Source organism: Acinetobacter sp. 1130196, from assembly GCF_000588095.1.
GTDB classification, from domain to species: Bacteria; Pseudomonadota; Gammaproteobacteria; order Pseudomonadales; family Moraxellaceae; genus Acinetobacter; species Acinetobacter nosocomialis.
On the sequence record NZ_JFWX01000018.1, the window covers coordinates 22,256 to 46,674 of the forward strand.

The window sequence follows — 24,419 nt, forward strand, 5'->3', positions numbered from 1 at the left end:
TTTTTTCATTGCTATTTACTGTTATAATGCCAATTCCTCAATTAAATGTTGTTTAGGGCAATGGCAAATAAAAAACTTTTAATCTGTGCTGCAATTGCGGCTGGACTATTGTTAACCGCATGCGTTAAAAAAGAGACACCGAAAGAAGAAGAGCAAGACAAGGTTGAAACTGCTGTTTCAGAACCTCAACCAGAGAAGCCTGCAAAATTTGAATCTTTAGAGAGTGTAGATACTCATCAAGAAGCTCAAGTTCCAGCGCAACCACAAGTTGAAGTTGAACGTGAAGAAACAACTAATACTACAACTGAAATTCGCCGAGAAACCCGTCCTGCGCATTCTGCTGAATCTTCACAGACACAAGTTGCTGAACAACCTAAATCTGAGACACCAAAGGTAGAACCTAAACCTGAAAAAAAACCTGAGCCTAAAGCAGAACCTAAACCTGAAAAGGCTCAGTCTAAACCAGCTAAGGCAACTGAGCCTGCGAAGACAGAAGATGACGCAGTTGCTGCTGCAATTGCTGCTGCAACACCAGCACTTAAAAACTAAGCTTCTGTTTTATAAATGCCCAAATTAATTTTTTTGATTTGGGCATTTATACAAAATTCATAATAAAAACAGATTAAATTCATTTAAATTTCAATTCAAACACTTGGAAAAATGAAGCAATACCGCTCTTATTTTAAGATATAAAAATAAAGCCCAAAATTTGAGCTTCACTTATATATTCAATAATTATCTATTTATTTCGTTCAATTAGAAAATAATCAGACATAAGACGTGCTGCCCATGACGTACTGCGCCATCCTTCATAAAATGCACAATGACTTCCCTTTTTAGTTGTGACTACAGCAACAGTACTCATTTGCTGAATTGGCTCTTTATAAGGTTCTAAATTTTTAATAGAGCAAACAGGGTCATCTTCTGCATTAAGAATCATTAATGGAATTTTGATATTTTCAAACACATAAATCGGGTTAATAGATTTACAGTAAGTCTCGTAATCTTGAAAACCTGCCATTTCAAAGTATTCTTTTTCAAATTCTTCTAAATTGGTCGTCGATAAGACTTTTTCTAAAGATGCTATTTTGCTCCACGTATTTTGATACGGATAAATAAAATACTTGAAGAGTTTTTTCGTCATCATTTTACTGTAAAAAGGATGAACATTTTTAAAACCAATTTCCGTGTTGTAACCCGGGCACATCGCAAAAGCAGCTTTAAAAGGCGTATCTTCGCCTTGTTCACCTAAATAACGAACAAGCAGCCCCGTACCGGCCGAAGAACCTACCGCATATAAATCCGATGCCGGAAATAAACTTTGAATATGGTTAAGTTGTTCTTTTAAATCACTGGTAGATCCAAAAAGAGAAATTTGCGGCACAGGCATTGGCAAACCTGCGTGCCCACGGCGCAGGCATAGTGCAATTCGCCAGCCTGTATATTGATTCAAATCACGTACTAACTCACGCATACTTTCAGGCGTACCTGTAATAGTATGCATAATTACAATTGTTGGAGTATCTGCCGGTAAGTCATATCCATACCAAGCTATAGCGGTAATCCCACCATCACTCATGGTTAGTTGATCAATGCGGTCATACTCTAATTTTATTGATTGTTTTCTAATAAGATCAAAATAGAGTAAATGGACATGACTGTTGGTTAACCAAGGCGTAGGTCGATATTTCTGTTTGAGTTGAGGAAGCTTCTCCAACACATCTTTTATTTGCCCTTGAGGATCGTAATAAACTTTTGGATGCTCAGCGCCTAACACTAAATCAAACAGCTCTGAACCGAAATCTTTAATTTTATTAAAAACAGATATGCCCATGTCCAATGACTACCTCTGACTATGAGTTAAATGATTGCCGCACTAAAGCAGCAACCTGCCGTCCCCAAACTGCGTAAACTTCTTTACTTGGATGAAAACCATCACTTGCCATTGTCAAATTCATGGCTTGAAAAGTTTCAATATCGTATTGAATAAACTTAAACTGGCTCTGCGGTGCTAACCATTGTTGTAATTTTTGATTCATTTGCTCTGCATATTGCCCAAATAACCAAGCTAGTGGATTGGGTAAAGCAGGGAAATGTTGCATTGGAGGCACACCAGAAACGATAATCAACTTTGGCTGAAAACGTTTCTGTATGTGCTCAAATAATTGCTTCTGTTGTTTAATCCATGATTTAGCAGAAGTTAATTTCGTAACATCGTTTACACCAATAGATGTCACAATCACATCATACTTCTGCTCGTCTAAATGCTGTAAAGCATTAAAAACTTGTCGAGTTGTATCACCAGTTTTAGCATGAAGTTTCCATTGCAGGGAAAATTCATTTTGCAGTTCTTGAATAATAGCACCAGACAAAGCATCTTTCTGATTTTCTACACCAACACCTGCTGCAGCAGAATCTCCCAAAATAAGCATGGATAAAGGCTTGCCTTGACCAATACAACCTTCTCGTTCACCTTTGGCTTCTGCTAAACGTGGCGTGTTCTTTCGAACTTTACTACCTTGTACAAATAATATGGGCAATAAAAGCAATGTTGAAAGTTTTAACCACATTTTATATATCTCAATACTCTTAGGCTATTTAACAAAATTATTGAGGTTTAAATTGAGCTATTCTTATACCCATTTGCTCAGCTAATGCAGCTAAACCACTCATTGGACGAATCATTACTTCAAAATCAATAATTTTACCCTGTTCATTAAAACGAATCATGTCAATCCCTTTTAATGATTTATCACCTACATTCGCACTAAACTCCAGTACTACATTTTCACCATCTTCTGTGTAAAACTCTCTGTGATAGGTAAAATTTTGGAATACTTGAATCACATTAGTAAGAATAAAGAAAACAACTTGTCTTCCCTCATAAGGTTTATAAGCGACTGGTGAACGGAAAACGACTTCATCTGCCAGCAAATCATTTAAGTTCGATAAGTCATTTGATTTAACCATGTGATGCCATTTTTCTAATGACTGTTTAGTTGTTTCGAGTGTCATTTTTTATTTTTCCTTCAAATAGTTTTTAGTCATGAGCACTCTCTTACCCAAGACAGTGCTCATTGAAATCATTAAAGAACCGCTGCTAGTTCAGCACCTTGACGAATAGCACGTTTAGCATCTAGTTCACCTGCTTCTTTAGCACCGCCAATCAAATGAACATTCTTACCATCTGCTTTTAATTGGTCATACATTGCAATAAATGATTCTTGGCCTGCGCAAATCACTACGTTATCAACTTCAAGCACTATTGGTTTTCCATCAACACTAATATGAAGTCCTTGATCATCTACTTTGTCATACTGTACGCCTGCCAACATTTTCACATTTCTGTTCTTAAGCCCTGTACGGTGAATCCAACCAGTCGTTTTACCTAGTCCCGCACCTACTGAAGAAGCTTTACGTTGTAACAAATAGATTTCTCGTTCAGAAACTTCAACTTTCGGCTGCTTTAAACCTCCAACGTGTTCATAGTGAGTATCAATACCCCACTCTTCATAAAATTTTTCTGGATTTAAACTACCACTTTCACCTTCATGGGTTAGATACTCAGCTGTATCAAAACCGATACCACCTGCCCCAATAATGGCAACACGTTGACCTACTGGTACACGCTCTTTAAGTACTTGTAAGTAGCTCAGTACTTTTGGATGATCAATACCTTCAAATTGTAATTGACGAGGTGTTACACCAGTTGCAACTACAATTTCATCGAAGTCTGATTGGCTTAACTCTTCATAAGTCGCTTTATGATTTAATACAAGTTCAATGTTCGGACGTAATTCAATTTGACGATTAAAATAACGTAGTGTTTCGTAGAACTCTTCTTTACCAGGCACAGTTTTAGCAATATTAAACTGTCCACCAATTTGATGACTTGCTTCAAAGATTTTAACTTGGTGTCCACGATCTGCCGCATATACAGCAAAACTTAAACCTGCTGGTCCTGCACCAATGACAGCGATATTCTTCTGATTTTGTGCTTCTTTAAAAATAAGTTCTGTTTCATAACATGCGCGAGGGTTAACTAGACATGTTGCGATTTTCATAGAGAAAATATGATCAAGACACGCTTGGTTACAGCCAATACAGGTATTGATTTCATCACTACGACCTTCACTTGCTTTTAAAACAAACTCAGGATCTGCAAGCATTGGACGTGCCATTGAAACCATATCTGCATGACCCGATGCCAATACATGTTCAGCCATTTCTGGGGTATTAATACGGTTTGAGGTAATTAATGGAACGGAAACTTCACCTTTTAATTTTTCAGTGACCCAAGTAAATGCAGCTCTTGGAACTTTAGTGGCAATTGTTGGTATACGAGCTTCATGCCAGCCAATACCCGTATTAATGATCGTAGCGCCAGCTTTTTCAATCGCTTTAGCAAGTTGAATCACTTCTTCTAAAGTAGATCCGCCTTCAACTAAATCAAGCATTGATAAACGGTAAATAATAATAAAGTTTTCACCCACTATTTCACGTGTACGTTTTACAATCTCGATAGGAAAACGAATACGGTTTTCATAGCTACCACCCCATTCATCATCACGATGGTTTGTTCTTGCTGCTATAAACTCATTAATTAAATAACCTTCAGAACCCATAATCTCAACGCCGTCATATCCAGCGTATTGAGCAAGCTTCGCACAGTTTGCAAAATCATCAATCGTTTGTTGAACCTCTGCAGAAGTCATTGCTTTAGGTTTAATTGGATTAATCGGTGCTTGAATTGCCGAAGGTGCAACAATCTCTGGCTGATAAGAATATCGACCCGTATGTAATATCTGTAAAGCAATCTTTCCGCCAGCAGCATGTACAGCTTCGGTAATGACTTTATGTTTTTCGGCTTCTTCTGTGCTATCTAGCTTAGAAGCATGAGCAAAGGTTAAACCTGCCTGATTAGGTGCAATACCGCCAGTAACAATAAGACCAACATCTCCTTTAGCACGTTCCGCATAAAAAGCCGCCATGCGCTCATAGCCACCCGGCGCTTCTTCTAGACCAACGTGCATAGACCCCATCAATACGCGATTTTTTAATGTCGTAAAACCTAAATCTAATGGTTTTAATAAATGTGGATATAACGACATAACAACTCCTTGGCTTGCTAATCTGCTTGCTTAATGCAACTTGTTGCACAAATTTATAATCAAATTTTGACTTTTATGCAACATGTTGCATAATCTTATGAGTCACACTTTACTTTTGCTTACAAACGGATTGCCATGTCACTTCCCCATGTTTTACTAACCAGCTTACTAGAACGTCCAAGCACTGGCTTTGAACTCGCTCGCCGTTTTGACCGCTCTATGGGCTTTTTCTGGAATGCCACACATCAGCAAATTTATCGTGAACTCAATAACATGCTAAAAAAAGGCTGGGTTTCTACTTTAGAAAATGAGATGGATAGCGGCCGAAAAAAGACTTATCAAGTCGAACAACTTGGGCGTATAGAACTTGCCTCATGGATGACACAGCAAAGTGAACCCGCTCAGCTTAGAGATGACTTAATGGTAAGATTGCGTGCCGAGGCACAATTGGGCAATAATCAAATATTACCCGAACTGTTACGACATCTTGGCTTACACCAAGAAAAGCTTAAGCTTTACCAAAATATTTACGATAAAGATTTTAAAGATAGTGATGACTTGAATAATCGAGTTTTATATATCCACAAAATGATCTTGGAACTCGGTATCACTATGGAAACTGAGTGGATCAAATGGTTAGAACAGGTCATCCCACAATTAAAACTTTTTGCTCAAGATAACGCATCTGGAGAATAACCATGCCTTATTACACCATGCCCGATCAGGAAAAATTATTTGTACGCCGTGTTGGTCGTGGTGAACCAGTATTAGTATTATCTGGTCTAGGTATGCAAAGTTGGCAATGGCTACCGTTTATCTACGCAAATCGTAAAGAATATGAATTTATTATTCCTGACTGGCGTGGTTTTGGCGGTTCAAAAAACTGTGCTATTCCCGAGCAAGATGCCATATCAAGCCACTGGCAAGATGTCGCTCATTTAATTGAACAACTAAAACTTGATCACTTTATTTTAATGGGCTATTCAATGGGTGCTACCACTGCAATGCATGGTATGAAGCATGCTCATCTTGCTCAGCAGTTAAAAGCTTATTTACATATTGATCAAACGCCTAAAATATCTGTAGATGCGACATGGCAATATGGTTTATTCGGACCATTACATGCCCAATTTAAACAATTACTCAATGATATTTATCAATTATTATCAAAACATAAAAATGCTAAATATCTTTATGAGTTATCACTTCCAGACCGTCAAAAATTGGTACGTTTGTGGGTAGATTTTATTGAATTGCAAAGTAGCAATCCTTTTAGTCCATTTGTTTTTAAAACTGCGTTAAAACAGCCATTTTTACAGAAATATTTATTACCGATTCAACGCTTAGACTACTTATTTTGGTACGTCGAAAATTATCTTTTTCACAATGAAGACTATCGTGAGGCATTGCAACAATTACAGTGCCCAACAACTTTCTTTATTGGCCGTAATTCAACACTCTATCCAGAAACTGGTCAGACACTGATTGCACATAGTGTCGAACATGCAAAAACAATTTATTTCGAGCGTTCTGGCCACACGCCATTATTAACCGAACCGAAAAAATTCGGTCATGAAATCACTACATTCTTATCCGAACTCAAACATGTTTCATAAAAAAAAGGGATCTGCAAAAACAGATCCCTTTTTTAAACCATAAATCATTAAGCTGAATGAGCTAACTCATTTGCTTTTAACTGTTCAGCAACATTTAACAAAAGTTGTTCAGTTTTATCCCATCCTAAACAACCATCTGTCACAGACTGACCATAAGTCATTTCACACGAAATTTTCTGATTACCATCAACTAAATGACTTTCAATCATGACACCCTTTACCTGAGTTTTTAAGCGTTCAGCAACGATTTGCTGCAAAACCTCTGGCTGACGTAAAGGGTCTTTACCACTATTGCCATGACTACAGTCAATGACTAAAGGAGGAAGATTTTGCTTATGTTTTTCACGTATTGCCTGAATTGAAGCTAAATCATAATTAGGGCCATGATTCGCTCCACGCAAAATTAAGTGTGGTAATGGGTTGCCGGCACTCTGAATAACAGAAGGTAAACCTTGCTGATTCATTCCTAGAAATTGATGCTCATTTTGTGCCGACTGAATAGCATCTAAAGCAATTTGAATCGAACCATCTGTACCATTTTTGAAACCAATACTGTATGGCATATGACTTGAGATTTCACGGTGAATTTGAGACTCGCTGGTACGTGCACCAATTGCGCCCCAAGCCAACAAATCATCAAAATAACCAGTTGCCATTGGGCTTAGAATTTCGCTCGCAATCGGCAAACCCTTTTCAATAATTTGCAAATAAAGCTCGCGTGATTTTTCTAAACCTAATTGTAGATTAGATGAACCATCAAGGTTTGGGTCATACATGTACCCCTTCCAACCTACAGTTGTACGCGGCTTTTCAATATAAGCACGCATCACAATGAATATTTGATCTTTAACTTTTTCTTGTAATTTTTGGAGTTTTTCTGCGTATTCAAGAACCGCAACTGGGTCATGAATTGAACATGGTCCTGTAATAACCATTAAACGCTGATCTTTACCAGCAAGAATATTTTGAATAATTTGACGGTGTTCTGCAATTTGACGTGCGAAGGTCTGCACAAGCGGATATTTAGCTTTTAACTGAAGAGGTAAACTAACTGGTGTTTCTTTTGTATTACTTTGAGTTAGTAAAGTATTTAAAGCATTCATTGGTCTTTTCCTTTGGACTGAAACCGAATCAGTCCGATCATTTATTTGAGCGTTTTGGATCTATTCGTTGGCAAAGGTAAGCAAAAGTAAAACCAATAAAAGTTGCTAAAGTATGAATAAGTCATGTTGTTCATTTTGAGTTCCTCGATTTAAAAAAGATAAAGCATAAAAAAACCTGATCGGGGTTGCCGATCAGGTATTAACTGTGATGGGCAACTTTCATGCCCGAATACGCTCAGGCAACTATCTAAATTGCCAGAAATAAAAGTAAGCGTTAGAATTCACAGATTGATTTAACATCTTTATCTCAAATATTAAAAAATGTTCCTTAAATCTAAAATACGCATTGTTGATGAATTTGACAAGTATTTTTTGCGAAAAAGTTTCTTATTTTTTACTTAAAATTTAATTGGTCACTTCATCATTAGCGAATTAATCCTTGCGGCTGCAAAATAATCAAACTTGCACCACAAAGTACTATAAAGCCACCTAAAACATCCCATCTCGTTAAAGCGACCTGATCGACAAAACGAAGCCACATGAGTGCAGTAAAAATATAAATACCGCCATAGGCCGCATAAATGCGCCCAGAAGCAGCTGGATGTAATGTAAGTAACCAAACAAAGATCGCTAAGCTTAAGGCTGTAGGGATCCACAACCAAGCAGACTTCCCTTCTTTTAAAATAAGATAAGGAAAGTAACAGCCTAAAATCTCAGCGATCGCAGTAATAATAAATAACCCGAACACACTAAGTATTCGGGTTATAGAAAGACTATCAATTAACATAAATTAAGCTGGTTCTGCCGTATGGTGATCTTCAAAAACTTCAAGTTTTAGACCAACTGCCTTGCCATCTTCTTTCTTCACTGATACCGCCACATTACCACCATGATCTGCAAGTTCACCAAACAGAATCATTTCAGCTAATGGTTTCTTCAAGTGTTCTTGAATGAGACGTTGCATTGGGCGAGCACCCATTAAACGATCATAACCATTGGTTGCTAACCAGTCACGCGCACTTTGATCTACATCTAGAACTACACGTTTTTCATCTAACTGTGCTTGTAATTCTGTTAAGAATTTATCAACTACAGATTCAATCACTGTGGTTGGTAAAGCTTTAAACTGAATAACACTGTCTAGACGGTTACGGAACTCTGGAGAGAATGCACGCTTCATAGCTTCTTGGTTATCCGAGCTATGGTCTTGCTCAGTAAATCCAATGCTTGCACGAGAAATGCTTTCTGCACCAATGTTTGTCGTCAATACAATAATGACATTTCTGAAGTCTGACTTACGACCATTATTGTCAGTTAACGCACCATGGTCCATGATTTGCAACAACAGGTTAAACACATCTGGATGTGCTTTCTCAATTTCATCGAGCAATAAAACACAATGCGGATTTTTATGAATCGCATCTGTGAGCAAACCACCTTGGTCATAACCAACATAACCTGGAGGAGCACCAATTAAGCGAGAAACAGCATGACGTTCCATATATTCAGACATATCGAAACGGACAAGCTCTACACCTAAAAGTTTTGCTAATTGCTTAGTGACTTCCGTTTTACCAACACCCGTTGGACCAGCAAAGACGAAGCTACCAACAGGCTTGTCTGGTGATTTCAAACCAGCACGTGACAACTTGATTGCAGAAGCCAATGCAGTAATTGCCTCATCTTGACCAAATACAACACGTTTTAGGTCACGCTCAAGATTTTCAAGTACTGATTTATCATCTTTAGACACTGTTTTAGGCGGAATACGCGCAATTTTAGAAACGATGTCTTCGATGTTTTCTACAGTAATTAAACTGTCTTCACTTTCAGCTTTTAAGCGGCGCTGTGCACCTGCTTCATCAATGACATCAATCGCTTTATCCGGCAAGAAACGATCATTAATAAATTTCGCAGAAAGCTCAACCGCAGAAACTAAAGCTTTGTCGTCATACTGTACGTGGTGGAAATCTTCAAACTTCGTTTTCAAGCCACGTAAAATATCAATAGTTTCAGAAATGCTTGGTTCATTTACGTCAATTTTTTGGAAACGACGAGATAACGCATGATCCTTTTCAAATACCTGACGATATTCTTGGAAAGTCGTTGAACCGATACAACGTAAAGTACCATTTGCCAATGCTGGTTTAATAAGATTCGATGCATCCATTGTGCTGCCCATACTAGAGCCTGCACCAATGATCATATGAATTTCATCAATGAATAAAATCGCATTTGGATTTTTCTTCAAAGCATTTAACAGTTGTTTTAAACGTTTTTCAAAGTCACCACGGTATTTTGTACCAGCAACCAATGCACCTATATCAAGGCTATAAATCTCTGCGGTGCTAAGTGGTTTTGGTGCTTTACCATTTACGATGAGCCATGCAAGGCCTTCTGCAATTGAAGTTTTACCTACCCCTGGATCACCAACTAGTAATGGGTTGTTTTTGCGTCGGCGGCAAAGAATTTGTGCTGTACGCTCAATTTCTTTTTCACGACCAATGAGTGGGTCAGTTTTACCCTTTTGCGCTTCAACATTTAAATTAAGCGTATAAAGTTCTAATGGCCCAGCATTGCCTGAGTTGCTTTCACCCTCAATGTCTTCAACTTCTTCTTCAACCTGCACTTCGTCTTTACGTGTCCCATGAGACAAATATTGAGTCAAAGTAAGTCGATTAATTTGATGACGTTTAAGTAAATAAACAGCAAAAGAATCACGCTCTGAGTACATTGCGACCAAAACATCCGCACCTTCAACAGTACGATCACCACCACTTGATTGCACATGGAAAATTGCACGTTGCAAAATGCGGTCAAAACTTTCTGTTGGATGTGGAGCTTGCTCGCTATTTTCGCCAAGCTTAGGAGTATGTTGTTCTACATATTCTTCTAATTCTTTACGTAAAGAAACAATATCAGCGCCGCATGCTTTTAATGCATTCACAGCCGAATCGTTATCGAGTAAGGCTAATAGTAAGTGTTCAACTGTAAGAAACTCATGTCTCTTTTGACGAGCCATGCTAACAGCCAAACGTAATGATACTTCTAATTGACGACTGAGCATGTGACCCCCTTATGCTTTAGGCTCAATCTGGCAAAGTAATGGATGACCTTGCGATCGAGCGTAATTATTAACAAGGTTTGCCTTGGTTTCCGCGATGTCTCTTGGATATACCCCGGCAGTACCTTTACCTTCATAGTGTACTGTTAGCATTACTTGAGTTGCTTGGTCAAGATTCATTGCAAAGTATTGTTGTAAAATTTCAATTACAAAGTCCATTGGCGTGTAATCGTCGTTCAATAATACTACCGCATATAAAGGAGGACGCTTGAGTTCGGGAGGTGCTGTTTGAACAACAACCTCTCCGTCATGATCTTCGTTTTGCGAATCACTTAAGCGTGGATTGAAGTGCCAATCGACATAGCCAGACTGCTGAAAAGAAGCCTTAATATCTTTTAAATTTGTTTGACGCTTATTTGTTCGCATATGATGTTACTATTGTGAATTTGCTTCAGCTTGAGGAATTTCTGCAACAAAAGCAGAAGGTGTTTCGACAGGTTTACCGCGCTGCCAACTAAAACGTTTAATCACTGGTGTCTCAGAACCACCTGTTAAACGTACTTCAATATACTGAGGTGTGAAGCCCTTAGGCATTGTCCATCGGCCAGTCAAACGCTCAAAATCAGTGAAGTTAAAGTTCTTATCTTCAAGTGGCACAACCAAGACTTCAGTATCTTTAATCAGTCTTATTTCAACTGAACCTGAAGCACGGCGTTTATTTGGACTCACCTGCACCAAATCAAGCTGATATTCATAAGCGTTTTCTGGTAACGGTTTAATTGCCAAATCCTGAATGGTTAAGCTTAATCCACCACGTTGTCTTAAAATTTCACGGTAGATATTACTCATACCTTCTTGTTGCGTTTTATCAGCATTGGCTTGATTAAGTGCTGTAAACAAGTCATTTGCATTTGTAACAGCAACATCACGCTCTTGTACAGCAGCATTCAGGCTTTTGTTAACTGCATCTAACGCTGTTTTTTGTTTTTGCACTACTTCAACCAATTGCTCTGCATCTGCATCGTAACCTACAACAGTTAAACCTTGACGGTGCCCAATTGTATAGCCGAGCGCAAAACAACCACTCATTAAAATAGCAGCACCAATAAACAAAGGCTTATTGGTGTTTAAAAATTTTTTCTTTTGCAACGAACTTTCTACAGAAGTCGTCTGTTCCGAGTTTTGCATCGTCATCTCAGTGTTTAAGATCAGAGTCAAGACACACATTTAAATCGAAATTTAAATGTGTGTGAAGCAAAAAAGAGTTTTTTATGGTAATAAACCAATCCCTTGTAAGCCTTCATCTTCATTAAAGCCAAACATAAGGTTCATATTTTGTACAGCTTGTCCAGATGCTCCTTTTACAAGGTTATCTTGAGCGGCCAAAATAATGAGTTTATTTGGTTGTGGTTTATACAAAGCAATGCGTAATTCATTTGCCCCACGTACACTACGTGTTTCAGGTGAACTATTGGCAGGCATGACATCTACAAATTTTTCATTTGCATAGAAGTTTTCATACAAAGCTTGTATTTCTGTTTTTTCCCCCGCCTCTGTCAAGTCCACGTAAATTGTACTCAACATACCTCGAATCATCGGTACTAAGTGTGGAACAAATAAAAGACCTTCAAAAACATCTTTCTCGCCTGCAATATTTTCCAAAGCTTCTACAATCTCAGGATGATGGCGATGTCCCGCAACACCATAAGCTTTAAAGTTATCGGCATTTTCGCTATAAATCATACCTAAACTTGCTTTACGGCCAGCACCTGAAACGCCTGATTTTGCATCAATAATAATATTTTTGGTTTCAATGAGTGCTTGTGCTGATTTTAAAAGTGGAGCCAAGCCCAGTTGGACAGTTGTTGGGTAACAACCTGGGTTACCAATGACTTGAGCTTGCTTGATTTTTTCACGATTTAACTCAGTTAAACCATAAACAGAATCTTTTAGTACGTCTGGGCAAGCATGTTCCATACCATACCATTTTTCAAACTGTTCAAGATTTTGTAAACGAAAGTCTGCTGCCAAATCAATAACTTTAGTTCCAGCTTCGATCAAATCTTTTGCGTGCTGCATTGCAACACCATGTGGAGTTGCAAAAAATACAACATCACATTCTTTTAATGCATCAATATTTAAATCTGAAAATTGAAGATCTGTATGTCCACGTAAGTTTGGGAACATATCAGCAACTGGTTTGCCTGCTTCTGTACGTGAAGTAAGAACTCGAACCTGCGCTTTTGGGTGTCGTAATAAAATACGTAATAGTTCAACGCCTGTATAACCAGTTCCACCAACAATTCCGACAGAAATCACGTGCATTACCTCAAATATTGAATCTATACTTGCGGTAGTATGACAGGATGTCCAGACTTACAAAACCATTTCATGCTTGGTAATTTTAATTTTTTTATTTTTTAGCGTTAATTACATAGCACTTGCTGGTCTGTCAGAACCAAACAAATATCAGTAAATAAATACCAGATTCATTTTTGGAGAGCTAGGATGCTTGATCAATCAAAACAAACAAAGTTGTGCACTTATCTCGGCCTTAGTACTTTAATTTTAAGCGCAGCCCTTGTTGGATGTGGTGGTGGCAGTAGTAGCGGAGGTTCATCTAGCACTCCGACACCGACTGTGCCAACTCCTGAAGTCACGACAGATTTTACACTTAAAACCCCTGTCGAAATGCGCAATGTGCAACTCAAAGTCTATGACAATACCGACAATAGTATTTTGATTGATACCCAAGTTGCCAGTTTAACAAGTTATAATATTAAACTTCCAAGTACCAAGTTGAATCGGCTTTATCGAGTAGAAGTCACAACTCAAGCCTCATCTCAGGTATTTGATCCAATTAATTCTAAATATGAGAACATTTCTGGCGTCTATCACGCTTTTATTACTCCAAGTTCAATAAGCAATAAAACGCAGCCGATTAGTCCAAGTTCAGAAGCGATTTATCAGCGTGCCGTAATTCGTTCAGGCCAACTTCCACAAGAAACGATAGACCCGACCCGTATTGAACAATCACATGTTGATTTGGCTTCTCAAGATGTTTACACCGCTCTTATTAGTGCGTTTAAAGATGCCGCCATACCAAGCTTAAGCCCAGCTAGCCCGCTGACTGTACTAAATTTATTACAGTATTCAACAAAACAACCTAGTACTTATGTAGATAGCTATCTGAGTTTCGGATATTTACAATACTGGAATACGATTCATGGTAGTACCAATGCATATCAAGAACTTACAAATAGTCTTGCCACCGATTTAAAAGATGGATATTTAGACGGCAAAAAGCTTAATGGTGACAATACAACCATGACACCTATTTTTAGTCCATCGCCAGATAATATTGACCCTGTAAAAAATACGCTTTTGGACATAGCAGCCAATCAAAAAGCGACTCGCGATTATTTTGCTACCAATTTAAAAGCTGCCACATTGCAACTAGCAGATGCACAAAGTCAGTCCAGTTTAGATCAAACAGGATATGTTCTTTTGCAGAAAAAACTCTATTCTGGAGTTGTGCCTTCTGGAAATACAACTGACTTTTTCCGTATAGATGGTGCTGGTGACTACCGACGTGCCGTAGGATTTAGTGGTATTACCACAAGTTGTAATGGTTCGGCTTATCCATGTAAACAAGGCTTAACTAGCATCAATATATCTGACCCTAAACTGCCTGCTACGGACTATTTAGTTGGTCACTATGAAAACAGCGCATCGGGTTGCCAACTTAATTTCCGTGCTAATGGCCAAATTGAGTTAATTCAAGGTTCACTAAGTTATCGCTCAGCCTTAAGCGCAGATAGTACAGATAATTTACTGCAAACCGACGCTGCAAGTTATAGCTACTTACTTAACTCAAGTTCATCAGAACCTAACAATTCAACACAGCAATATAATTTTATACAGCTACATATTAAAGCGAATAAGATTGTCAGTGCTCAAGCTGGTCTTGATAGCCGTAAGGCACCAGATGTCTTACAAACAACACAATTAGAATGTAGCTTTAGCTAAGCTGTCACATACCACCACGCAGGCAATGGGTTACCTTTTAATTGTCTGCGATGCTGCATATAGTTTGGGTCGAACTTTGCAACTTCGGCCCAAAATGCAGGACTATGGTCGAAGTGTTTGGTGTGAGCTAATTCATGAATGCAAACATAACGAGTAATTTGAGCAGGCATAAGAACCAGACCTGCATGCAGCATAATATTATGTTGACTACTGCAACTGCCCCAACGAGTTTTAGGACGTCGGATAGCACACTCTGCATAACTCAACCGAGTTTTTTGGCTAAGCTCTGACAAAAGTGCTGGTAACTCTTGTTTGGCATAAGCAATAACGGCGCTTTGTAAAGCTTGATAGGTTTGCTGGTCTTTAATAAATAAACGATTATTTTCCCAATCAAATTGAAAAATGCGATGTTGCTTCTGTACAACAATTTGAAAAGGCTGCTCTCTATTAAAAAAAGAAATTTCTGAAGGAATCGCAAACGAGGTAGATTGAGCGTGGTGCTGTTTATTCCATGTCTCGATCAACCATTGTTCAGACTGAGCCAAAAACTGCTGAATTTGTTTCTTACTACAAAATAGCGGGACAGTGAGACGTATAGACGCAGGCTCAACACGTAAGCGCAATTTTCTTGCCCTTACGTGACGAACAATTTTAATTTCTGGCATTTCCACAGACATTACTGTGCAGTACGCTCTTCAATACCATTATTTGTTGCAACAATTGCAATCGTTGCTGGATTTAACGCAAAAATACCGTTAGTCACAACACCCGGAATATTGTTGATTGTCTTTTCCAAATCAATTGCATTTAAGATGTTCAAATTAAATACATCTAAAATAACGTTTCCGTTATCAGTTACCACACCTTCACGATAAACCGGATCACCACCTAAGCTAACCAATTTACGAGCTACAGCAGAGCGCGCCATTGGGATAACTTCTACTGGTAATGGGAAATCACGACCAAGTTGATCAACCCATTTTGAATCATCAACGATACATACAAACTTTTTAGCAATTGAAGCTACAATTTTTTCACGAGTTAATGCTGCGCCGCCGCCTTTGATCATATGCATGTGACGATCAATCTCATCTGCACCATCAACATAAGCATCAAGGCTACCTACATGGTTCATATCAACCACTTCGATACCTAATTTTTTAAGACGGTCTGCTGTTGCTTGAGAACTTGCTACTGCTGCTTCTAATTGTAGTTCAGGCAATAAGTCAATTAGAAAATTTACAGTACTACCGGTTCCTACTCCCAAAATGCCACCTTTGGGTAAGTGTTTTAAAGCAGCTTTCGCAGCAGCTTGTTTCTTTTCATCTTGGGTTGCATATAGGCTCATTACATCACTCAACTATTTTTTGACATTTATGCGCCAATAAACGGCGCAAATGCACAAGGGTTTGCTACAATAATTTCCTATTTTAAACTGTTATAGGGAAGATGAACATGCTGTCTCGTGTGGTACGACAAATTTTACAAGCAACGGTTTATGATGTTGCAATTGAAACACCTCTCGAAGCAGCTCCACGAATTAGTCAAAAATTAAATAATACAATTCGTTTTAAGCGTGAAGATTTACAACCGGTTTTTTCTTTTAAATTACGCGGTGCTTATAACCGTATTAGCCAATTACCCAAAGAACAACTTGAACGTGGCGTGATTTGCGCATCTGCCGGCAACCATGCACAAGGCGTAGCATTGTCTGGTCAACGTTTGGGTATTCCTGCAATTATTGTTATGCCAAGCACTACTCCTGATATTAAGGTTCAGGCAGTTAAGCGTTTAGGTGGGCAAGTTGTATTACATGGTGATAGCTTTGATATTGCAAATAAATACGCTCAGCAGCGTGCCGAAGCAGAAGGATTAGTTTTTATTCCTCCTTATGACGATGAATTGGTTATTGCTGGTCAAGGTACCATTGCAAATGAAATATTGCGTCAATGGCGCGATGTGGAATACGTCTTCGTTGCTGTAGGTGGTGGCGGTTTAATTGCGGGTGTAGCAGCTTACTTAGGTGAAGTTGCACCACATGTAAAAGTCATTGGTGTTGAATATGAAGAGTCTGCGTGTTTAAAAGCAGCGCTTGAAGCCAATGAACGTGTAATCTTGCCACATGTAGGTTTATTTGCAGATGGTACTGCTGTTGCACAAATTGGTGCTTTACCGTTTGATATTGTTCGTCTACGCAAGTCAGATAACTCTGGCCCAATTGTTGATCCTGACATTGTCACTGTTAATACAGATGAAATCTGTGCCGCAATTAAAGATACTTTTGATGAAAACCGTAGCATTGTTGAACCATCAGGTGCAATGGCCCTAGCCGGTATCAAAAAATATGTAGCGGAGCATAAAATTAGCGGTAAAAACATGGTATCGATTGTTTGCGGTGCCAACATGAACTTTGACCGCTTACGTTACATTGCAGAGCGTACTGAGCTCGGTGAACAACGTGAAGCAATTTACGCGGTGACACTTTCTGAAGAAAAAGGCGCATTTTTAGGTTTCTGCCGTGCTCTACAGGGCCGTAATATTACCGAGTTTAACTACCGTGCAAATAACACAGAAGAAGCACAAGTTTTTGTGGGTATTAGCTTAAAAGGTGGTGACGCTGAACGTCATGAAATTTTAGAACAACTTAAACAGCAAAATTATGTTGTAGATGATTTATCTGATGATGAAGTTGCTAAATTGCATATTCGTTATTTAATTGGCGGTCATGCTAATCTAGATGATGAAAGATTGTTCCGCGTTGAATTCCCTGAACGTCCGGGTGCATTACTCACCTTCTTAACTCGTTTAGGTCCAACTCACAATATTACGCTGTTCCATTACCGTAACCATGGTGCTGCAGAAGGCCGTGTATTGGTTGGCTTACAAGCAACAGATGCCAAACAAAATCCAGATGGTTTAATTGAAACCCTAGAACAAATTAGCTATCCATACGCAGAAATTACTGACAATGTGGGCTATAAACGTTTCTTGAAATAATCTTTGTTTTATAAAAAAGCTGACAAATTTGTCGGCTTTTTTATTATTTGAGCCCAATATTTTCTATATTTACATTGCTTCTCTTTATCTCAAAGAAAATATCATTAAAAATAAAGCCCTAATTAAGTATAAAAGGTTATTTATGGCACAGTTCGCGGTCATCGGCTTTGGAAGTTTTGGAGCAACAGTTGCTCAAGAACTCACAAAATTAAATCATGATGTTATTGGCATTGATACAGTCAAAAAGAATGTTGAAAATCTTGCCGATGTTTTAACTCATGCTGTCATTGCTGATGCTACTGATGAACATGTACTGGATGAATTAAACATTCAAAATTGTGATGCGGTTGTTGTTGCAATTGGTGAAGATATTGAGGCCAGTATTTTATGTGTGCTGAATTTAAAAAATCTTGGTATTGATAAAATTTGGGTAAAAGCAAAGACAAAGGCCCATCACACAATTTTGTCTCACCTCAATATCAATAAAATCATTCATCCCGAAGAAGACATGGGTGTACGTGTTGCGCAAGCACTTAATTATCCAATGGTAAGTCGTTACATGTCTTTAGATGATGATCACTATATTGTGAAAATCGATATTCCCGAGAAATTAAATGGCATTAATTTGTATGGGATTATGCAACAAGCACCGCAAGTTAAAACTTTACTTGTAAAACGACAGCAGCAAATTTTATTTGAAACTGAAGAGACTTTTACCCTACAAACGCATGATATTCTTATTTTAGAAGGTCATTTACAGCAACTTAAAAAGCTCTCTAATTGTTTCCTATAAAAACGAACCCAAAAATATGTCTCTTAAGCCTAAACCACATAAAACATTAAACCTAAGCCCACCTTCTCTTTTAGCGCTGGGTTTTCTAGGCTTTATTGTCTTTGGCACATTATTACTTAAACTTCCCATTGCCAATAACGGTCATGTCAGCTGGATGGATGCATTATTTACAGCAACGTCAGCAGTTACGATTACAGGTTTATCCGTTCTAAATATTCATGAATCTTTTACACTTTTTGGGCAAGTCATTATTTTATTGTTGATTCAATCAGGTGGTTTGGGCTTCATGACTTTTGCCATTTTGGCAGCACTAAGCCTTTCGCCTAAAATTGGTCTTAAACAGCAAATGATGGCTCAGGACAGCCTGGGTCAAACGAGCCTATCAAAAGTGACCTTCGTAGCTAAAGGAGTAGTGACTTATACTCTCTTATTTGAACTGATCGGCATAGTCATTCTCACCTGTGCATTTACACCCGCTTTTGGCTTCGCTCGTGGTTTGTATTATGCAATTTTTTATAGTATCTCTTCGTTTAATAATGCCGGTTTTTCATTATTTAATAATAGTTTAATGGGTTTTCAAAACAACTATGTGATCTGCCTTACGGTAAGTTTGCTTTATACAATAGGTGGACTTGGCTTTTTAGTTCTCATGGATATTAAACAAAATAAAAAATGGAAAAAACTTAGCCCAAATAGCAAACTGATCTTAACGACTATTGCCATTATTAATTTAGTGGCCTTTATTTTAATTTGGGCAATGGAAGCACAAAACCCTCATACGCTAGGAATGCTAAGCGTAGGTGATCAAGCTTTACATGCTTGGTTCCAAGCGACTGTTCCACGATCTTCAGGGTTTAACACCATTGACACAGGTGCAATGACTAATAGTAGTTCTTTGCTTATGATGCTACTTATGTTTATTGGCGGTGGTTCATTAAGTACTGCTGGCGGTATAAAAGTGGGTACTTTTGTTATATTAGTTTTAAGTGTTCTGTCCTTTTTAAGACGTACTGATGAAATCAGGGTTTTTAATCATTCTGTTTCTCACGAAACTACTTATAAGGCCTTAGCTGTTACTGCGATTACCAGCATACTCATATTTATTGGGTTCTTTATACTTTTGCTTTTAGAACCAAAAGCCGACTTTATGAACTTACTATTTGAAGTCGTTTCAGCCGCCTGTACGGTAGGCCTTTCCCGCGGTATCACGCCAGATTTACATAACGGTAGCCTGTTTATATTAAGTTTACTTATGTTTGCTGGGAGACTTGGACCTTTAACACTGGCGTATTTAATTGCTACTCCTAAAAAGAGCCGTCTCAAGCATCCTCAGGCCAACATTCAAATTGGTTAATAAAAAAGCCGCTGTTAAAGCGGCATTTTTATGGGTTCGAACTTAGTACCAGTTCATGAGTGAAACACCCAAACCTGCATAAGTTGCACGGTGGTTATAGTCAATTAAGCTTTCACCATATCCATTAAATAGCTGGAAGTGACCACGTAACTTACCACTAATTGGGAATGCCCAGTCAAACTGAACAGCTCCATGAGAGTCATCTCCACCTTTTAAAGAGTGACGTAACATTAGGGAGAAGTCGTTATCTTTCCACTTATAAAAAGCGGTCAAATCGCCTCGTCCAATATAATCCTCAATATCGGGGTTGTTATCATCTTTGGCAGCTTCATTAATACGTATCCAAGGACGAAGCATTACAGCAAAATTGCCACGTTCTAAGCCGACATTAAAGATAACACGGTTCCAACTACGAGATAACGGATCTGAACGACCATTCGATTGGTGATTTAAAGTGACACCAAGCAAGCGACCATCTAAACCGAGTAACTCATAGTTTGTTCTAAACATTAAGCTAGCTTCAGGCTCATAATTTGTTTCACGGAAAGGACGAGATTCTTTAGAGTTAAAGGTCTGCCAACGTGAAGATTGAGTATAACCTACCCACAAATCACCATTGTTACCAAAAATATTTTCCCAAGCTTTAGTTTTCAAAGAAATTTGAAATTTAGTTTCGGTAGATTTCAAATCTTGAGCTTCTTTAACTGTGTTATTGGGATTTGGGCTAGTTGGAAATTCATTTTTATCGCTGGTCCAAAATACAGGTAGTAAATAGACAGGCTGATAAGCACGAATGTTCCAAACACCAAGTTTACTTTTTTCAGATAACTCCCAACGTTGATCTAATAAAGAAGTAGTAGGTTCAATTTTCGGAGCTTTCCCTATTACTTTAATATTACTAACCGTATCTACAACCTTCTCTTTAAAAGTTTCAGGCTGAACAGCAGGTTTATCAATTTTTTTAACAGGCTCTGGTACTGCGGCAGCTTGAACAGCGGGTAAAGCTGAGGGCTTAAATACAGAGTCATAACAAGCTAGGCGATCAGCATTTGAAGCGAGGGCAACACATGCATCTACGGTCGCAGGTTTTACAGGGGCTAAGGTGTCAGCATATGCCACCGACGCACATAAACAGCTAAGCAGGGTCCCCATACTTAGCTGTAAAGATGTGCGTTCAAATTGTCTGAACGCCATGTTCATCTCCAATTTTTATTTTAATTAACTTGTTTAATCGTAAAGCCCAGTTGTTGCAATTCATCACGTTTTGCAAAAGGTGCAACCACAGCTTTTACAGGTGTTTGTTCAATTAAATATTGACGTGCAACACGTTGTAAATCATCTAAAGTTACATGCAATAATCTTTCACGTAAGGTACGACGGAAAGTTGGAGTTCTTGCATGTAACAGTGCATAACACGCTGTAATTGCCTCACCTGCTGGTGAACCAGGTTTATCCATACTCGCCACCAAACCAAGAATTGCCTCTTCAAGCTGATGAGGTTGTTGCTCTGTATTTAACAACCATTGCACACTCGCTTCAAAGTCTTTAAACGTGTCAGCTAAACGAGGATCACGGTAACTAAAGAAACGGAATGAACATGCATTTCCATCATAGCTAGCACCACCACCATAAGCACCACCTTTTTCACGGATAGCGCTGTGCAAGAAACCATTACGCAAGTATGCTGCCAACACCATTAAAGGTGCCGCATCCGGATGAGACACTTCAACTGCTTGATATGCAGAGGCACAGAACTGAACATTGGCTTGAATTAACCAAGCTTCATGTTCATTATCATTTTCTTGCTCGACTTGGGTTAACTCAGCCGCTGCTGTATCAACGTTTAATTTATCCCAAACGTTTTGAATTTCTTCAACTAAACGCTCTGACTGATGCTCTTCACATACAAGCAAGAACTGTTTAGGCGCTTGCAATAGTTTGGTATGGATATGCTTCAATTCAGCAATCAGGGCATCATAAGCAGCATCGTCTTGAGTAATGTTAGTAACAAGCTCGCCTAACCAGTTCAACGCACCTAAACCTGTGTTTTGATAGTCACGTTGAGCCAATGCACTCATGTTACGAGAAGCGATCTGCATCGCGTAGCTATGACCAGCACCAGATAAACGAGACTGCCAGCGTGTCTTCCGTTGTTGCAACAACTCAATAATTCGCTCTTTTTCATCAAAGCGAAGTTGTTCAAATGCTAATTTCAATAAATGAATTGCATCAAACTTCTGCGTTAGAGATTTAGTCGTTAACGTTAACCAAGCGCTAATTTTGTCTTTATCATCAACTTTACTGCGTAATGAAGCGCCCATTCCTAAACCACCACTTACAGCTGTTTGTAAGTTTTGTAATTCAAGATAGTCATACTCACCTGCACCAACTTCACCCATTAAGATAGAGAGCAAATTAAAGTATGGCGATTTAACAACATCATCAGGAATCTGAATGAGAACTTGTTGATAGTAAATACCATTCGTTCCTGCATGATACAAATTCAACGGCGTATCCATTCGATTACAGATAATTTCGCGCAATTGACCTTGTACAATATGCAAGTCAGCTGGAACGTCTTCTAGGCCTACTTTTGGTAATAGCTCAAGATTATCTGGCGTATCTTGACGTTCTTGTAACGCTTTGGTTTTAGCAACGATCTCTGCTTTGTCTTCTTCAGTGAGCTTTTCACCAATCGCAGCTAAACGTGCTTTTTCAGCTTCTTGCTCTTTTACTGACTTAGTTGCATCAGGTACTAAAGTCATTTGTACGCGGTGCGGATTATCTAACAAATGTGTTTGAATTAAATTAGATAACCACATTGGGTCTTGAAGTTCTTCTTTGACCTGAGCAATAGCACTGTCAACATCCCAAATTTGAATCGGGTCGTTATGGTGAATAGCACCACTTAAACCATTTAAGATCAGGCTTAAGCCATATGGTGTGCCATCACCATTAATTTCACGTTGATGCAATTCGATTTGATGCAAAATTGCATCAACTAACGATGAGTCAATTGGTTTTGCAGCCACTTCACGTAAAACATTTAAAACACCATCTCTAAAGCTTTGTGCATGCTCTGGATTTGAACCTTGAACGCCGCAATAGAAGGTCATTTCAAAATTACTGTCGTCTACTCCCATTAAAGGACCAGTCGACTGAGCATAACCACAAGTTTCTAAATAATGACGTAGTGGTGAAGCAGAGTTTTCTAGTAAAACACCTTCGACCAAGCGCATACCTAGACGCAGTTTGATATCACTCGCTTGTGGTAACAACCAAGACAACACATGGTAAGTTTTGTCTTTTAACTCATCACCATCAACAGCATAGGTTTCAGTGACTTCAACAGGAGCTGTTAAACGTTTTTCTGGTTTTGAATATAAAGTTGTACCCGCAGTAAATTTATGTAGAGCTAGTTTTTCGAATTGCTCTTGTAACTCATACGCCGTTTGGTTACCGAAAGTCATAAATACCGCATTACTTGGATGGTAATGAGTTTTATAAAATTCGACTAACTGTTCATAGGTTAAATCAGGAATATCTTTTGGAACACCACCTGAGTTGTAGTGATATGTAGTTTCAGGGAATAGATGATGAGCCAACTGATGATAAAGCTGGTCAGACGGCGCACTCATCGCACCTTTCATTTCATTGAACACTACGCCTTTATATACAGGCTGACCGTTTTCAAGTTCAATACGGATTCCTTCTTGAGCAAAATCAAGAGGATTCAAATTTGCCGAGAAAGCTGCATCAAGATAAACAGAGAGTAAGTTTTGGAAATCTTTCTTATTTTGAGTTGCAAATGGATAGGCTGTCCAATCTGCTGCTGTAAACGCGTTCATAAATGTATTTAATGAACGGCGAATCATTAAAAAGAATGGGTCACGAACAGGAAACTTTTCAGAGCCACATAAAGCGGTATGCTCTAAAATATGTGCAGTTCCTTTAGAGTCCATAGGTTGTGTTCTGAACGCAACAAGAAATACATTTTCATCATAATCAGTTGCCAAGTGATAATGCACCGCACCTGTGACTTTATGCTTATATTCAGACACTAAAATATCTAATGCTTCAACATGGTGCTGACGTAGCAACTGAAACGCAGGGTGAACAGTTTGAGAAATGGTTTCAGTGACATCTACAGTCATGTGATCTCCTAACATATCGGATAAGTGAATAAGTCTCATTATAGCCTGAGTCGGCTTGAGATTGGCGAACAAAAGCCAAGTAAAATACTATGTTTTTGTTGAGTATTAGTTTTCATGGGCATAGCTTTGATATCAAGCACATAGCTAGCTTAGTTGTATCCTACCAGAACAAAACCTTTTAATACTATCTATATGCTA

The 24,419-nt window shown here is 38.5% G+C and carries 21 protein-coding genes; 7 read left to right on the forward strand and 14 right to left on the reverse strand.

Translation table 11 applies throughout. The features are described from left to right. Nucleotides 1-60 precede the first annotated feature (60 nt). Nucleotides 61-549 carry a hypothetical protein gene (locus J671_RS14645; protein WP_002050668.1) on the forward strand — a complete coding sequence of 163 codons (489 nt, stop codon included), beginning with the start codon at nucleotides 61-63 and terminating at the stop codon, nucleotides 547-549. A gap of 190 nt (nucleotides 550-739) precedes the next feature. Here J671_RS14645 and J671_RS14650 read toward each other — a convergent pair whose 3' ends face one another. From J671_RS14650 to J671_RS14665, 4 genes are all read right to left on the reverse strand, one after another. After that, nucleotides 740-1,834 (reverse strand): YheT family hydrolase, encoded by a 1,095-nt coding sequence (locus J671_RS14650; RefSeq protein WP_031982713.1) that lies wholly within the window; start codon nucleotides 1,832-1,834, stop codon nucleotides 740-742. 19 nt (nucleotides 1,835-1,853) lie between these two features. After that, nucleotides 1,854-2,570 (reverse strand): SGNH/GDSL hydrolase family protein, encoded by a 717-nt coding sequence (locus J671_RS14655; protein ID WP_031982715.1) that lies wholly within the window; start codon nucleotides 2,568-2,570, stop codon nucleotides 1,854-1,856. Nucleotides 2,571-2,607: 37 nt separating this feature from the next. Next, nucleotides 2,608-3,015, reverse strand: a complete 408-nt coding sequence (locus J671_RS14660; protein ID WP_004708511.1) for a nuclear transport factor 2 family protein — start codon at nucleotides 3,013-3,015, stop codon at nucleotides 2,608-2,610. Between the two features lie 71 nt (nucleotides 3,016-3,086). Beyond that, the gene (locus J671_RS14665; protein WP_031982716.1) at nucleotides 3,087-5,111 is read right to left on the reverse strand and encodes an NADPH-dependent 2,4-dienoyl-CoA reductase; all 2,025 of its coding nucleotides are present in this window, start codon (nucleotides 5,109-5,111) and stop codon (nucleotides 3,087-3,089) included. A gap of 135 nt (nucleotides 5,112-5,246) precedes the next feature. Here J671_RS14665 and J671_RS14670 point away from each other — a divergent pair, with 135 nt between their 5' ends. Then, a complete protein-coding gene (locus J671_RS14670) occupies nucleotides 5,247-5,807 on the forward strand; it encodes a PadR family transcriptional regulator (protein WP_002050679.1) in 561 nt (186 codons plus the stop codon). Between the two features lie 2 nt (nucleotides 5,808-5,809). After that, the gene (locus tag J671_RS14675) at nucleotides 5,810-6,727 is read left to right on the forward strand and encodes an alpha/beta fold hydrolase (RefSeq protein ID WP_031982718.1); all 918 of its coding nucleotides are present in this window, start codon (nucleotides 5,810-5,812) and stop codon (nucleotides 6,725-6,727) included. Between the two features lie 47 nt (nucleotides 6,728-6,774). Here J671_RS14675 and J671_RS14680 read toward each other — a convergent pair whose 3' ends face one another. The 6 genes from J671_RS14680 to argC form a co-directional block, all read right to left on the reverse strand. Beyond that, nucleotides 6,775-7,830 (reverse strand): 3-deoxy-7-phosphoheptulonate synthase, encoded by a 1,056-nt coding sequence (locus J671_RS14680; protein ID WP_031982719.1) that lies wholly within the window; start codon nucleotides 7,828-7,830, stop codon nucleotides 6,775-6,777. A gap of 424 nt (nucleotides 7,831-8,254) precedes the next feature. Beyond that, nucleotides 8,255-8,617 carry a YnfA family protein gene (locus J671_RS14685; RefSeq protein ID WP_004708502.1) on the reverse strand — a complete coding sequence of 121 codons (363 nt, stop codon included), beginning with the start codon at nucleotides 8,615-8,617 and terminating at the stop codon, nucleotides 8,255-8,257. A gap of 3 nt (nucleotides 8,618-8,620) precedes the next feature. After that, complete coding sequence (clpA, locus tag J671_RS14690; RefSeq protein WP_022575633.1) at nucleotides 8,621-10,897, reverse strand: ATP-dependent Clp protease ATP-binding subunit ClpA; 2,277 nt, start codon at nucleotides 10,895-10,897, stop codon at nucleotides 8,621-8,623. 9 nt (nucleotides 10,898-10,906) lie between these two features. Continuing rightward, nucleotides 10,907-11,320 carry an ATP-dependent Clp protease adapter ClpS gene (gene clpS, locus J671_RS14695; protein WP_001260033.1) on the reverse strand — a complete coding sequence of 138 codons (414 nt, stop codon included), beginning with the start codon at nucleotides 11,318-11,320 and terminating at the stop codon, nucleotides 10,907-10,909. Between the two features lie 9 nt (nucleotides 11,321-11,329). Then, nucleotides 11,330-12,088: a DUF6776 family protein gene (locus J671_RS14700; RefSeq protein WP_080660889.1), complete on the reverse strand. Its 759-nt coding sequence runs from the start codon at nucleotides 12,086-12,088 to the stop codon at nucleotides 11,330-11,332. A 75-nt stretch (nucleotides 12,089-12,163) separates the two neighbouring features. Further along, complete coding sequence (argC, locus tag J671_RS14705) at nucleotides 12,164-13,219, reverse strand: N-acetyl-gamma-glutamyl-phosphate reductase (protein ID WP_081404909.1); 1,056 nt, start codon at nucleotides 13,217-13,219, stop codon at nucleotides 12,164-12,166. Between the two features lie 183 nt (nucleotides 13,220-13,402). Here argC and J671_RS14710 point away from each other — a divergent pair, with 183 nt between their 5' ends. Next, the gene (locus J671_RS14710) at nucleotides 13,403-14,923 is read left to right on the forward strand and encodes a hypothetical protein (protein ID WP_031982722.1); all 1,521 of its coding nucleotides are present in this window, start codon (nucleotides 13,403-13,405) and stop codon (nucleotides 14,921-14,923) included. Here the strand turns inward: J671_RS14710 and J671_RS14715 are convergent. Together J671_RS14715 and rpiA are read right to left on the reverse strand one after the other, a co-directional pair. Beyond that, entirely contained in the window at nucleotides 14,920-15,600 is a 681-nt protein-coding gene (locus J671_RS14715; protein WP_002050669.1) for a SprT family zinc-dependent metalloprotease, read from the reverse strand. The two genes, J671_RS14710 and J671_RS14715, sit on opposite strands and share 4 nt — an antisense overlap. Next, nucleotides 15,600-16,271: a ribose-5-phosphate isomerase RpiA gene (gene rpiA / locus J671_RS14720; protein WP_000061060.1), complete on the reverse strand. Its 672-nt coding sequence runs from the start codon at nucleotides 16,269-16,271 to the stop codon at nucleotides 15,600-15,602. The genes J671_RS14715 and rpiA overlap by 1 nt, the downstream gene beginning before the upstream one ends. Before the next feature lie 101 nt (nucleotides 16,272-16,372). On the opposite strand from rpiA, the gene ilvA reads away from it, so the two are divergent. The 3 genes from ilvA (at nucleotide 16,373) to J671_RS14735 (ending at nucleotide 20,067) form a co-directional block, all read left to right on the forward strand. Continuing rightward, nucleotides 16,373-17,920: a threonine ammonia-lyase, biosynthetic gene (gene ilvA, locus J671_RS14725; RefSeq protein ID WP_170318178.1), complete on the forward strand. Its 1,548-nt coding sequence runs from the start codon at nucleotides 16,373-16,375 to the stop codon at nucleotides 17,918-17,920. Between the two features lie 142 nt (nucleotides 17,921-18,062). Further along, nucleotides 18,063-18,713 carry a potassium channel family protein gene (locus J671_RS14730; RefSeq protein WP_031982723.1) on the forward strand — a complete coding sequence of 217 codons (651 nt, stop codon included), beginning with the start codon at nucleotides 18,063-18,065 and terminating at the stop codon, nucleotides 18,711-18,713. Nucleotides 18,714-18,729: 16 nt separating this feature from the next. Continuing rightward, complete coding sequence (locus J671_RS14735) at nucleotides 18,730-20,067, forward strand: TrkH family potassium uptake protein (RefSeq protein WP_016804867.1); 1,338 nt, start codon at nucleotides 18,730-18,732, stop codon at nucleotides 20,065-20,067. A gap of 42 nt (nucleotides 20,068-20,109) precedes the next feature. On the opposite strand, the gene J671_RS14740 is transcribed toward J671_RS14735, so the two are convergent. Beyond that, nucleotides 20,110-21,261: a phospholipase A gene (locus J671_RS14740; RefSeq protein WP_002050661.1), complete on the reverse strand. Its 1,152-nt coding sequence runs from the start codon at nucleotides 21,259-21,261 to the stop codon at nucleotides 20,110-20,112. Nucleotides 21,262-21,281: 20 nt separating this feature from the next. Then, nucleotides 21,282-24,221, reverse strand: coding sequence for an insulinase family protein (locus tag J671_RS14745; protein ID WP_031982724.1), 2,940 nt, complete (start codon nucleotides 24,219-24,221; stop codon nucleotides 21,282-21,284). Between the last annotated feature and the right edge of the window lie 198 nt (nucleotides 24,222-24,419).